This is a genomic window from Streptomyces sp. NPDC051576 (assembly GCF_040681835.1).
In the GTDB taxonomy this organism is placed as follows: Bacteria; Actinomycetota; Actinomycetes; order Streptomycetales; family Streptomycetaceae; genus Streptomyces.
In genome coordinates this window covers 279,545-291,167 of record NZ_JBFAZO010000013.1, presented here as the reverse complement: position 1 = coordinate 291,167, position 11,623 = coordinate 279,545, and the positions used below count along the sequence as shown (strand labels likewise).

Sequence of the window (11,623 nt, the reverse complement as noted above, 5' to 3'; positions counted from 1 at the left end):
GCTGCCCTTTCGGGAGAACGGCCGCGGGTCGTGCGGCCTGCTGCTGCTATCGGTCCCCGAAGATCGTGCGGTGCCAGTCCTTCGCGGCGACCGCGGTGTTGTCGAACATGACGTGCTTGATCTGGGTGTACTCCTCGAACGAGTAGGCGGACATGTCCTTGCCGAAGCCGGACGCCTTGTAGCCGCCGTGCGGCATCTCGCTGATGATCGGGATGTGGTCGTTGACCCACACACAGCCCGCCTTGATCTCGCGGGTGGCGCGGTTCGCCCGGTAGACGTCCCGGGTCCACGCGGAGGCGGCGAGGCCGTACGGGGTGTCGTTGGCGAGCGCGATGCCCTCGTCGTCGCTGTCGAAGGGCAGCACGACGAGCACCGGCCCGAACAGCTCGGACTGCACGATCTCGCTGTCCTGGGCGGCGTCCGCGACCAGGGTGGGCCGATAGTAGGCGCCGTTCTTGAGATCTCCCTGAGGAGCCTCGCCGCCGGTCACCACGCGCGCGTAGCCACGCGCCCGGTCGACGAAGGCGGCGACGCGGTCGCGCTGGACGTGCGAGATCAGCGGCCCGAGGTCGGTGCCGGGGGCGAAGGGGTCGCCGACCCGGACGCCCGCCATGAGGGCGGCGGTCTTCTGGACGAACGCGTCGTACAGGGGCCGCTGCACGTACGCGCGCGTGGCGGCCGTGCAGTCCTGCCCGGTGTTGATCAGCGAACCGGCGACGGCGCCATGGACGGCGGCTTCGAGGTCGGCGTCGTCGAAGACCACGAAGGGTGCCTTGCCGCCCAGCTCCAGGTGGAGGCGCTTGACGGTGGCGGTGGCGATCTCGGCGACGCGCTTGCCGACGGCGGTGGAGCCGGTGAAGGAGGTCATGGCCACGTCGGGGTGACCGACGAGATGCTCACCGGCCTCCTTCCCAGTGCCGGTGATGATGTTGATGACACCGTCCGGGATGCCGGCCTCGGTGGCGGCCTGCGCGAACATCAGCGAGGTGAGCGGGGTCAGCTCGGCGGGCTTCAGCACGATCGTGTTGCCCGCGGCGATCGCCGGGAGGATCTTCCAGGCGGCCATCTGGAGGGGATAGTTCCAGGGCGCGATGGAGCCGACGACACCGATGGGTTCACGGCGTACGTACGACGTGTGGTCGCCGGAGTACTCACCGGCGGACTGCCCCTGCAGATGCCGTGCGGCACCGGCGAAGAAGGCGGTGTTGTCGATCGTCCCGGGGACGTCGAACTCGCGGGTCAGCTTGAGCGGCTTGCCGCACTGGAGCGACTCCGCGCGGGCGAAGTCGTCCGCGCGCTCGGCGAGCACGGCGGCGAAGCGGTGCAGCGCGTCGGAGCGCTCGCCGGGCGTGGCACCCGACCAGCCCGGGAAGGCGGCGCGGGCGGCGGCCACGGCCGCGTCCACGTCCGCCGTACCGGCCAGCTCGTACGTGTAGACGTCCTCACCGGTGGCCGGGTCGACGACCGCGTGGGTACGGCCCGAGGTGCCCTTGGTCAGGCGGCCCGCGATGAACTGCGCGCCGTCCGCGAAGTACTCCTGTGCGGGGAATCGTTCCGGGGTGGCGTTGCCCGGGTTGTGCATGTCGCTCTCCTCCGCCTTCGCCCCGCTTCGTCCGCTGGCGGGTGGCGTAGCTCCAGCTCGATTTGAGTGCTGATCCTGACAGAGCAAAGGGACTCCAACAAGTGATTCCGTTGTTGCCTTTTGGTTACGCGACGGAATCTGTCGACCAGGTGTCGAGTCCGGATGGAAAAGGGGGGACGGAGTGTCAGTGGTGCCTGCAAGACTCGCGTGCATGGAGAAGATCACGGGGAAGCTCGCCGGAGCGATCGATTCGCAGGAAGCCCTGATCAGGGAAGTGCGCGCGGGGACCAAGGTCAAATATCTGCACTTCTGGGGCCACCGGCCGCGCCCGGACGGACGCGTGGGCGCGAGCTGTCTGAGCCAGTGGTGGCCGTCGCCGTTCACCGTGGCGGGGGTGACATATGCGACCGCCGAGCACTGGATGATGGCGGGCAAGGCGCGACTCTTCGGTGACGCGGAGGCGGAGGCGCGGGTGCTGGCCGCGGGTCATCCTTCCGTGGCCAAGAAGGCGGGGCGCCTGGTGCGGGGCTTCGACGAGGAGACCTGGGCCCGGGAGCGGTTCGGGATCGTCGTCGAGGGGAGCGTCCACAAGTTCGCGGCGGACGCGGAGCTGCGGGCGTATCTGCTGGGTACCGGTGACCGGGTGCTGGTCGAGGCGAGCCCGGTGGACCGGGTGTGGGGCATCGGTCTGGCGGCGGACGACGAGGCGGCACAGGACCCCGCGCGGTGGCGGGGCCCGAATCTGCTGGGGTTCGCGTTGATGGCCGCGCGGGAGCGGCTGCGGGGTCAGACCACGGGCTGAACCGGTGCCGTCAGGCTGGGGGCGGAGTTGTAGTAGGGGTCGGAGTCCGTCGTGTCGTTGTTGTCGTGTTCGACGGCGAAGACGATGGCGATGATCATCACGGTGGCCGTGATCACGCCGAGGACGGTCCCGACGATGCCCGTGATCAGACCTGCCTGGGCCTGGCCCCGGTTGGTGGCCTCGCCCCGGTCGGCCCGCTTCTTGCCCTTGACGCCGAGGATGATCGCGGTGATGCCGAGGCCCAGCGAGACCACGCCGTAGACGCAGAAGAGGCAGCAGGACAGGATGCCGAGCACCATCGCCGCGGTGCCCATGTTGTTCTGCGGGGCCATCGGCATACCGGGCCAGCCGTAGCCCTGCGGGTAGCCGGGGTAGCCGTAGCCGCCGGGCATCCCCGGGCCGCCCGGCATTCCGGGGCCGTTGGGCGGGCCGTAGTTGGGGGCGCCGTAGCTGGGCAGGCCGGGGGGTGTGCCGGGCTGACCGTAACCGGGGGCGCCGGATGCGGGCGGGGTGAAGCCGTCGGACGGCATGGCGGTCATGGTGGGCTGGTAGTGCACGGACGACGGCTGCGGCGGAGGCTGCTGGGCCGCGGCGGGCGGCTGGTCTTGCGGATGCGGCTGCTGTCCCGGAGCGGGCGGATACGGCTGCGCCCCGGGCGCGGGCGGCCGTGTGCCCTTCTCCAGCGACGGCCTGCTCTCAGGCGGCGCCCACGGATCGTTGTTCGCTCCCACGCCGTCGTCCGGCTGTGTCTGGTCCCCCATGTCCCGTCCCCGTCCCCCTCGGTCGTTCTTCGGCCCGACCATGCTAGAGCGTTCCTACGCCGGCTCCGCCCCCCATTTCCGACCCGGATGCCCCCGTCGCCGCGCCGACCCCCCGGCCTACGATGATCCCGAGTCATCGATCAGCCGATCACCCGCGTCCCGTACGGCACTGCCCGGGGCGCCGTTCCGGGGAGCAACCTTGTCCGACCTCAGCGCCGTACCCGCCGTCGGCCAGACCCGCGATCTGCATGCCTTCATCGCCGGGCTGCCCAAGGCCGAGCTGCATGTCCACCACGTCGGCTCCGCCTCCCCGCGGATCGTGTCGGAACTGGCCGCCCGCCACTCCGACTCCAAGGTGCCCACCGACCCCGAGGCCCTGGTCGACTACTTCAGCTTCACGGACTTCGCGCACTTCATCGACGTATACCTGTCCGTCGTGGATCTGATCCGCACGCCGGAGGACGTACGGCTGCTGACGTACGAGGTGGCCCGGGACCTGGCCCGGCAACAGGTGCGGTACGCCGAGTTGACCATCACGCCGTTCTCCTCGACCCGGCGCGGGATCGACGAGCGGGCCTTCATGGACGCGATCGAGGACGCCCGCAAGGCGGCCGAGGCGGAGTTCGGGACCGTCCTGCGGTGGTGCTTCGACATTCCCGGCGAGGCCGGTCTTGAGGCCGCCGAGGAGACCGCGCGGCTCGCCACCGAGGACGGGGTGCGGCCCGAGGGGCTGGTGTCGTTCGGGCTCGGCGGGCCGGAGATCGGGGTGCCCCGGCCGCAGTTCAAGCCGTACTTCGACCGGGCGATCGCGGCCGGGCTGCACTCCGTGCCGCACGCCGGGGAGACCACCGGGCCCGAGACGGTGTGGGACGCGCTGAACGAGCTGCGTGCCGAGCGCATCGGACACGGCACCAGTTCCGCGCGGGATCCCGAGCTGCTCGCGCATCTGGCCGAGCACGGCATCGCGCTGGAGGTCTGCCCGACCTCCAACATCGCCACCCGCGCGGTCCGCACACTCGACGAGCACCCGATCAAGGAGTTCACCCGGGCCGGGGTCCTGGTGACGATCAACTCCGACGACCCGCCGATGTTCGGCACCGACCTCAACAACGAGTACGCGGTCGCCGCCCGCCTCCTCGACCTCGACGAACGCGGTGTCGCCGACCTGGCCAAGAACGCCGTGACGGCCTCCTTCCTCGACCCGGCGGGCAAGGCCCGGATCAACGCCGAGATCGACACGTACACCTCGGCATGGCTCGCCCCCTGATACCCGGCGCCCCCTGCTCCCCAGCACAATGGCCTCATGCAGAACGTGACCGCCGTGGGACATCGCGGCGACCCCTACCGCGTCCGTGAGAACACCATCGACTCGCTGCGTTCCGCGCTCGAACAGGGCGCGGACGCGGTCGAGTTCGACGTACGGGTGACCCGTGACGGTGTGCCCGTGCTGCTACACGACGAGACGCTGACGCGGCTGTGGGAGCTGGAGCGGCCGCTGAAGTCGCTGTCGGCGGACGAGGTGCGCGGGCTCACGGCCGGCGGGATGCCGACGCTGGTGGAGGCGCTGGCCGCGACCGAGGGCAGCCGGGTCATGGTCGACCTGCCCGGTGCCGCCGATCCGCGGGCGGTGCGCCGGATCGTGGACGTGATCCGCGAGTACGGGGCGGCGGACCGGGTGTACTACTGCGCGGGCGCCGATGTGATGCTCGCGGTACGCGCCGCCGACCCCGCCGCCGAGATCGCCATGACCTGGACCTCGCTCGCACCGCCGCGGCCCGCGCTGCTCGACGCGGTACGGCCGCGCTGGCTCAACTACCGCTTCACACTGATGGACCGGGACCTCACCGCACACATCCACCGGGACGGATATCTCGTCTCGGTCTGGACCCCGGACACCCGCCGCTCGATGCGCCGCCTCCTCGACATGGGCGTCGACTCGATCACCACCAACCGGGTCGACGTGCTGTGCGGGCTCAGGAAGGACGGCTGAGGACGCCCGGCGCTCGCGGCCCCGCCGACTCCACCGGCGGGGCGATGGATCGGGCATCCACCCCCTCCCCCACCCACAACCGGATCAGCAGCGCGGCGGTCGCCTCCAGCAGTCCGGCGCCCTGCTCCAACTCCCCCGCCGCGAACGGCTCACAGCCCAGATCCCGCACCAACTGCCCTACGACCGCGAGGGCTTCCGCGTCGTCACCGCTCAGCGGGACGCCCAGGGGGCGGCCGTCGAACACCGGGGGTGTCAGGCGCCAGACGTCCTCGTGGCAGAGGTTGAACGCCTTGACGACGTGGGCGCCGGGGCCGGCGGCGGCAGCGAGTCGTTCGGCGGCTGCGGGTCCGCCCGCGGTGAGCAGACGGAAGCCCTCACCCACCGGGTTCGTGCAGTCGATCAACACCCTTCCGTGCAGCGGGAGTTGCCGAGCCACTTCCACGGCCGCCGCCCAAGGCAAGGCCATCAGCACGGCATCAGTACCGAACCCGGCTGCCTCACGAAGCGTGCCGAAGCGCCCGCTCCACCGCCGCGCGAGCACCTCCGCCCGCCCCAAGTCCCGTCCGCCGAACAGCACTTCATGCCCCGCCCTGATCCACTGCGCGCCGAGCGCGTCCGCCATTCCGCCCGTGCCGAGAATTCCAATTCGCATGCCACGACAGTAGGAAGCGGCTCGGGCACCATGTGGTGCGTGACCTCCGAGCGGATGTTTCTCGCCGACTGCCGGGCCCGGCTCGCCTTCGACCTGCTGGGCAACACCTGGAACTGTGTGGTGCTGTGGGCCCTGCGGCACGGCCCGCGACGGCCGGGCGCGCTGCGCGGGCAAATCGGCGGGATCAGTCAGAAGGTGCTGACTCAGACCCTGCGCCGGCTGGAGTTCAACGGGCTCGTGGAGCGGCGGTCCTACGGTGGTTCGCCGCCCCGGGTGGAGTACGAACTCACCGCGCTGGGACGGACGTTGCTCGATCCGATCGACACGTTCGGGGCCTGGGCCTTCGAGCACGGCGACGAGGTCATGGCCGCGCAGGACGCCTACACCCGGGAGTCCTGAGCCACCGTCGCCGGGTCGGTCGGGGCGGTGCGGGTGGCGTACTGCGGGACCGGGGTGTCGTCCCTGCCGGTGTCACGGGTCAGGCCGTAGCGGATGGCGCCCTGGGCGGGGCCGGTGGTGAGGTCCTGCTCGACCGCGTCCCACGTGGTGGGGAAGACGTTGAGGCCGTAGTCGGCGCCGCGTTCGTTGACGGTGAGGGTGACGCTGCCGTCGAGGTAGAAGTACTCGTTCTGCCACATCTGCTGGGTGCCGCTGGGCAGGATCTCGTAGCCGGTGGCCGTGCTGCCCATGCCGGTGGCGGTGGTGTCGGTGGTGCTGACCGGGTCGTCCATACGGCGGCCGCCGCCCGAGGCCACGTGGAAGAGCTTGCCCTTGAGGGCGGTCCAGCTCGGCATGACCAGGTTGCCTGCGCGGGTCTGCGGCGAGATCTGCCAGCGCACGAGGACGTAACCCTGGCCGCTGAGCGTCACGTTGTCCCCGCGATGGTTCATGGTGGCGTGCGCGCCGCCCGTGCTGGTCACGCCGGAGGCGGGGCGGTGCGGGAGGGCGACGGGCGGGGTGTTCGGGTTCGGCGCCTTGTCCACGGCGTCGACGACCGAGCCGTAGAGGGCGGTGGTCGTCTTCGAGGGGGGTGCGGACGGGGAGGGTGCTGTGGTGGGCGGGAGGTGGGGAGTGCTTGCCGCTGCCGTGGGGGCGAGTGCCTTCGGGGGTGGGTCGCCGGGGTTCTGGGTGGCGACGTAGACACCGCCCGCCGCGATCGTCGCGCCCGCCGTCACGGCGATGACGGGCTTGGTCAACAGCCCCACCACCTTGGCCGACCACCCCAGTGGCACCGCCGCCCCCGAGGCCCCGGCCGAACCCGCCCCACCGACAGCCCCGGCCGAACCCGCGATCCCGGCGGACCCCGCCGCTCCGGAGGCTCCCACCGAACCTGCGACACCCGAAACACCTGCGACCCCGGCCGAACCCGCAACACCCGCCGCCCCTCCCGCACCCGCCCCACCGACAGCTCCCGCAGCACCGGCGGAACCCGCGATCCCGGCCGGGCCCGCCGCCCCAGAGGCTCCCACCGAACCTGCGACACCCGAAACACCTGCGACCCCCGCCGAACCCGCGACACCCGCCGCCCCTCCCGCACCCGCACCGCCGGCAGCCCCCGCAGCACCGACCGAACCAGCGATCCCGGCCGAACCAGCGAAACCCGCCGCTCCTCCCGCCCCCGCCCAGCCAGCAGCCCCGGCCGCACCCGCCGACCCCAGTGACCCCGCCGCCCCAACTGCCCCCGCCGAACCCGCGAAACCGGCAGCGCCCACCGCGCCCACCGCGCCAGTCATCCCCGTCGCCCCGGCGGAGCCCCCCGCCGCGAAGGCCGCTCCCGCCAGCCCCGCCGCTGCCGCCGCCGTCTTCGCGCCGAAGGCCAGTGACAGGGTGAAGCCGATCGGCAGGGGGACGAGGGCGATGCCGGCGAGGAGGCGTTCCGCGGGTACGACGGAGTCGCGGGGGTCGCCGCAGTGGGCGCAGCCGCGGAGGTGGCGGGCGAGGCGTTTGCGCCAGACGGAGTCGCGGCGGCCGTTCCGGCGGGCGGTGAGGTCGTGGAGGTCGGGGCAGGCGCCGTCGAGGGCACGGACGACGCCTCGGGCGGTCTCCAGGCGTTCCTTCATCCGCTGGACGCGGACCGCCGCGTGCTGGCGGCTGATGCCGAGGGCCGACGCCAGTTCGCGGCGGGTGAGTTCGCCGGCCACCTCCAGCCACCACAGGGACAGCAGATGCCGGTCCTCGTCGTCGAGCCAGCGCACCGCCTCCGCGACCTCGCGCCGCTGCCCCTCCAACTGGAGCCGCAGCACGGTGAGTTCGGCGAAGTCGACGTCGTCCGCCGGTAGCCCGTCGGGCAGTTGGTCGGGGGACTTCCGGCGGCGGGCCCGGTCCCGGATCTGGCGCACGGCGATCGCCACCAGCCAGGACCGGAAGCTGTCGGGGTCACGGAGCGAGCCGAGGTGGTCGACGGCGCGCAGCATCGTCTCCTGGACCACGTCGTCCACGTCCGCGTGACCGTTGAGGGCGCGGCCGACCACGTTGTAGACCAACGGCAGCCAGCCCGCGACCAGTTCGTCCAGCGCCCGCCGGTCACCGGCCTGTGCCGCCGCGATGGTGGAACCCCACTGCCGCCCGTCCATGTCGCTCCCCGCCCTCCCCGACATCACTTGCTGTACAGCAGCGTCCCGAAGCCCAGTTGGTCGTAACCGCCGCTGTTCGGGCCGTAGTCGCCGCCACCGCCCTCCGCACGGACCTTCTCCGCCATGAGGGTGATGAACGGCGTGTCCAGGCGCCGCCTGCGGGCGTAGTGGTTGTGCAGGATCTCCCAGACCGGGCGGAGGTCGCCCCGGGCCAGGTCGGAGATCACCGGCTGTTCCATGGCCCGGCCGGTGCCCTGGCCGCTGCGCCAGGCGTACGTCGTGAAGGGCACGGCCGCGCCGAGGTTGTACTTGGCGACGTACTCGGCCGCCTTCATGAACCGGTTGTCGAGGTAGCCGTAGAGGTCCACGCCCTGGTTCCAGGCCATCTCGCAGATCGCGCCCATGAGGCCCATGCCCAGCATGGTGTGGCCCTGGTCGCGGCCGCTCTCCTGCCACTGGGCGAGGTTCTGGCCGCCGTAGACGAAGGGGATGGCGTGCCTGAACGAGCCGTTGCCCGCACCGGACTTCATATAGGTGACCGCGCGCTGGAAGGTGGCCCGGTCGTCGCAGAGGATGCCGGTCGCCATGAGGGAGGCGACGTTGCACAGGTCCCAATTGGCCCAGTAGTTGGTGATGTTGGCGGTGTTGTGGTGGGTCAGGAAGTCGATGTTCATCGGCTTGAAGACCGTGCGGAGCATGTTCTTGAAGCGGGCGAACTCGAAGTCCGGGTGGTCGCGGACGAGTTCGGCGGCGTTGGCGAACTGGTAGCCGTAGATGCCCGCGGCCAGGAAGCGGTCGGAGTTGCCGTTGACCGCGGTGAGGGTGGCCGACCAGGCGTTGAGGATGGCGACGGCGGTGTCGCCGTTGGCCTCGGTGCCGCCGATCTGCCGGCGCAGGGCGTTCTGGTAGGCGGCGTGGATGTCGTTGTAGAGGACGCCGTAGTTCTGGCCGGTGCCGCCGCGGACGACGACGGCCTGCGGGCGGGGCTGCCAAGTGCTCGCGGAGTGCGGGTTGTTGACGAGCCGCGTCCAGCCCTTCAGCCAGGGGTCGTCGGCAGCGGCGACGCGGACCTTGGCGCGGTGCAGGTCTCCGGCGTTGTGCAGCAGGCCCGGGTGCGCGAGGGCCTTCGGCCTCGCGGTGGCGGTACCGATGACCGCGCCCGGCTGCGCGGCGTCGGCCCCACCGCCGGAGAGCGCGGCGATCCCGCCGCCGACTACTCCCGCCGCCGCGACTCCGCCGCCGAGGGTGAAGAGGCCGCGGCGGGTGAGGCGGTGTTTGTTGAGGGGCTTGCGGGCGCTGGTGGCCATGTGGGTGGCTCCGGTGCGTGAGAGGACGGGGGACGGAGAGGGAGACGGAGTGAGGGCTTCCGCGATAACAGTTTTTGCGCGCGGGTCGCCGCGCGAGGAGCGCGGCGACGCAGATCCCGTAGGGGGCTTCCCCCGTAAAACCCTTGTCCTGTACGGGAGTTGATCGGGGCAGCATCAGGGGCGGGCACCCTCCTCGCCGACGATCCGCGGACAGCCGTGGGCGATGAGGCTGATCACCGACAGTCACCGGAGATCCCAGGAGAAGCCGATGCGCCCCCGCCACCGCACCACCGCCGTCCTCACCACCTCCCTCGTCCTCGCGCTCGCGGCCGGACCGCTGGCCGCGCCCGCGTTCGCCGCGTCCCCGGCGGCCGTCGCGCGGGAGACGGCCGGACCGGACGCCGTCGCGCTGCGCGCCGCGCTCGCCGGGCTGCCGGACGCCGATGCCACGGCGGCTCTGGTACGGGTGGGAGGCACCGACGGCATCTGGCGCGGCAGTGCGGGGGTGCACGATCTGGCGAGCGGTGCCGCCGCCGACCCCGACGCGCGTTTCCGGGCCGGTTCGACGACGAAGATCGTGACCGCGGCGACCGTGCTGCGACTCGCGGCGCAGCGGAAGGTCGACCTGGACACAGCGGTTCAGAACTACCTGCCGGGGCTGCTCACCAAGGCCTTCGAGCCCGTCTCCGTACGGCAGTTGCTGAACCACACGAGCGGTATCCAGGCCGGCGACGGCTTCGGGGACGCCTTCGCGGACCAGTACGCGCACCGCTTCGACACGCTCACGCCGAAGGAGGTGGTGGCGTCGGCGGTGGCGAAGGGACCGGAGTTCCGGCCGGGCGAGCGGCAGGACTACCTCAACATCAACTACACGATCCTCGGCCTGCTGATCGAGAAGGTGACGGGACACTCGTACGCCTCGGAGGCGACCCGGCTGGTGCTGCGCCCGGCGGGCATGCGGGACACGTACTTCCCCGGCAGCGACCCGCGTATCCGCGGCCCGCACAACCACGGCTACCAGGCGGTCCAACAGGCTGACGGGACAACGGAGTTCGTGGACGTCACCGACTGGAACCAGTCGGACCGCTGGGCGGCCGGCGACATGATCTCGACGACCGCCGACCTGGAGCGGCTGATCACGGCACTGTTCCGGGGCCGGATCGTGCCGGGCCCGCAGTTGAAGGAGATGTTCACGGTCCCGGCGGGCATCGAGGGCGCCAGTTACAGTGCCGGGCTCCAGCGGTTCGAGTACGGCGGCCGGGTGTACTGGCTCAAGTCCGGTGCCCGGTACGGCTACAGTACGGCGGTCGCCGCCACCCGCGATCTCTCCCGCACCCTCGTCTTCTCGGTCGGCGCGACGGACGCGAAGGGCGATTCGATGAACGCGGTCGCCCAGCGGATCGTGGTGGCCGCACTCAAGTAGCCGGGACGGGGGCGGGAGTTGGCGCGAGCGCCGCTTCCAGGAGCTTGATCTTCCTCCGGACGACGTACAGCGGGACGACTCCGACGACCCCGAAGGACATGTCGATCACCGTCCACCAGAAGGGGATCCCGCGGACCGGTCCGCAGATCAGGGCGAGCGGGATGATCCCGGCGCAGGCGATCATCCCGAACTCGACGACCCAGATGTTGCGGACCGGGTCCCGGTAGGGGCCGTAGAAGGCGACGGCGATGACGAGGTGCGCGAAGGCCAGCCAGTCCGTGCCGTAGAGGAGGAAGGGGTAGTCGGTGTCGGCGGTGTCGAGTCCCTCTCGCACCCGCGCGATCCAGTCCGCCAGGGCGGGCAGGTAGTGCGGCACGGACAGGGACCTCAACGCCTCCTCGGTCCAGCGGAGTTCATGGACCAGCGGAAAGGCCGTGGCGCCGCTGAGCACCAGACAGACGACGAACAGGACCAGCCAGGCGCGGATGCCCTTCAGGAGGGCGGCTCTGTCGTTCATGGCGGCAGCTTACGCC

11 protein-coding genes are annotated in these 11,623 nt (G+C 71.4%); 5 read left to right on the top strand and 6 right to left on the bottom strand.

Annotated elements, in window-relative coordinates; all coding sequences use genetic code 11:
• Positions 1-46: 46 nt before the first annotated feature.
• Positions 47-1,582, bottom strand: coding sequence for a gamma-aminobutyraldehyde dehydrogenase (locus AB0M63_RS36750; protein WP_355919379.1), 1,536 nt, complete (start codon positions 1,580-1,582; stop codon positions 47-49).
• Positions 1,583-1,793: 211 nt separating this feature from the next.
• Between AB0M63_RS36750 and AB0M63_RS36745 the strand changes: the two genes are divergently transcribed.
• Positions 1,794-2,384 (top strand): NADAR family protein, encoded by a 591-nt coding sequence (locus AB0M63_RS36745; protein WP_366022414.1) that lies wholly within the window; start codon positions 1,794-1,796, stop codon positions 2,382-2,384.
• Here the strand turns inward: AB0M63_RS36745 and AB0M63_RS36740 are convergent.
• Positions 2,369-3,145: a DUF4190 domain-containing protein gene (locus AB0M63_RS36740; protein WP_366022412.1), complete on the bottom strand. Its 777-nt coding sequence runs from the start codon at positions 3,143-3,145 to the stop codon at positions 2,369-2,371. The genes AB0M63_RS36745 and AB0M63_RS36740 overlap by 16 nt on opposite strands.
• Positions 3,146-3,344: 199 nt before the next feature.
• Between AB0M63_RS36740 and AB0M63_RS36735 the strand changes: the two genes are divergently transcribed.
• Positions 3,345-4,412 carry an adenosine deaminase gene (locus AB0M63_RS36735; protein WP_366022411.1) on the top strand — a complete coding sequence of 356 codons (1,068 nt, stop codon included), beginning with the start codon at positions 3,345-3,347 and terminating at the stop codon, positions 4,410-4,412.
• A 36-nt stretch (positions 4,413-4,448) separates the two neighbouring features.
• Positions 4,449-5,135, top strand: a complete 687-nt coding sequence (locus AB0M63_RS36730; RefSeq protein WP_366022409.1) for a glycerophosphodiester phosphodiesterase — start codon at positions 4,449-4,451, stop codon at positions 5,133-5,135.
• Here AB0M63_RS36730 and AB0M63_RS36725 read toward each other — a convergent pair.
• Positions 5,119-5,787, bottom strand: coding sequence for an NAD(P)-binding domain-containing protein (locus AB0M63_RS36725; protein WP_366022407.1), 669 nt, complete (start codon positions 5,785-5,787; stop codon positions 5,119-5,121). The two genes, AB0M63_RS36730 and AB0M63_RS36725, sit on opposite strands and share 17 nt — an antisense overlap.
• 39 nt (positions 5,788-5,826) lie before the next feature.
• Between AB0M63_RS36725 and AB0M63_RS36720 the strand changes: the two genes are divergently transcribed.
• Positions 5,827-6,186, top strand: coding sequence for a helix-turn-helix domain-containing protein (locus tag AB0M63_RS36720; RefSeq protein ID WP_366022406.1), 360 nt, complete (start codon positions 5,827-5,829; stop codon positions 6,184-6,186).
• Here the strand turns inward: AB0M63_RS36720 and AB0M63_RS36715 are convergent.
• On the bottom strand, positions 6,168-8,360 hold the full coding sequence (locus AB0M63_RS36715) for a sigma-70 family RNA polymerase sigma factor (RefSeq protein ID WP_366022404.1): 2,193 nt from the start codon (positions 8,358-8,360) through the stop codon (positions 6,168-6,170). The two genes, AB0M63_RS36720 and AB0M63_RS36715, sit on opposite strands and share 19 nt — an antisense overlap.
• Positions 8,361-8,383: 23 nt before the next feature.
• Positions 8,384-9,667, bottom strand: a complete 1,284-nt coding sequence (locus AB0M63_RS36710; RefSeq protein WP_366022403.1) for an alginate lyase family protein — start codon at positions 9,665-9,667, stop codon at positions 8,384-8,386.
• Positions 9,668-9,935: 268 nt separating this feature from the next.
• Here AB0M63_RS36710 and AB0M63_RS36705 point away from each other — a divergent pair, with 268 nt between their 5' ends.
• The gene (locus tag AB0M63_RS36705) at positions 9,936-11,090 is read left to right on the top strand and encodes a serine hydrolase domain-containing protein (RefSeq protein WP_366022402.1); all 1,155 of its coding nucleotides are present in this window, start codon (positions 9,936-9,938) and stop codon (positions 11,088-11,090) included.
• Here the strand turns inward: AB0M63_RS36705 and AB0M63_RS36700 are convergent.
• Positions 11,083-11,607, bottom strand: a complete 525-nt coding sequence (locus AB0M63_RS36700; protein ID WP_366022401.1) for a hypothetical protein — start codon at positions 11,605-11,607, stop codon at positions 11,083-11,085. The genes AB0M63_RS36705 and AB0M63_RS36700 overlap by 8 nt on opposite strands.
• Positions 11,608-11,623 lie beyond the last annotated feature (16 nt).

Excerpts from the sequence above, each read along its gene's own strand:
- AB0M63_RS36750 (WP_355919379.1), bottom strand. The coding sequence starts at position 1,582 with ATGCACAACCCGGGCAACGCCACCCCGGAACGATTCCCCGCACAGGAG.
- AB0M63_RS36745 (WP_366022414.1), top strand. The coding sequence starts at position 1,794 with ATGGAGAAGATCACGGGGAAGCTCGCCGGAGCGATCGATTCGCAGGAA.
- AB0M63_RS36740 (WP_366022412.1), bottom strand. The coding sequence starts at position 3,145 with ATGGGGGACCAGACACAGCCGGACGACGGCGTGGGAGCGAACAACGAT.
- AB0M63_RS36730 (WP_366022409.1), top strand. The coding sequence starts at position 4,449 with ATGCAGAACGTGACCGCCGTGGGACATCGCGGCGACCCCTACCGCGTC.
- AB0M63_RS36725 (WP_366022407.1), bottom strand. The coding sequence starts at position 5,787 with ATGCGAATTGGAATTCTCGGCACGGGCGGAATGGCGGACGCGCTCGGC.
- AB0M63_RS36715 (WP_366022404.1), bottom strand. The coding sequence starts at position 8,360 with ATGGACGGGCGGCAGTGGGGTTCCACCATCGCGGCGGCACAGGCCGGT.
- AB0M63_RS36710 (WP_366022403.1), bottom strand. The coding sequence starts at position 9,667 with ATGGCCACCAGCGCCCGCAAGCCCCTCAACAAACACCGCCTCACCCGC.
- AB0M63_RS36705 (WP_366022402.1), top strand. The coding sequence starts at position 9,936 with ATGCGCCCCCGCCACCGCACCACCGCCGTCCTCACCACCTCCCTCGTC.
- AB0M63_RS36700 (WP_366022401.1), bottom strand. The coding sequence starts at position 11,607 with ATGAACGACAGAGCCGCCCTCCTGAAGGGCATCCGCGCCTGGCTGGTC.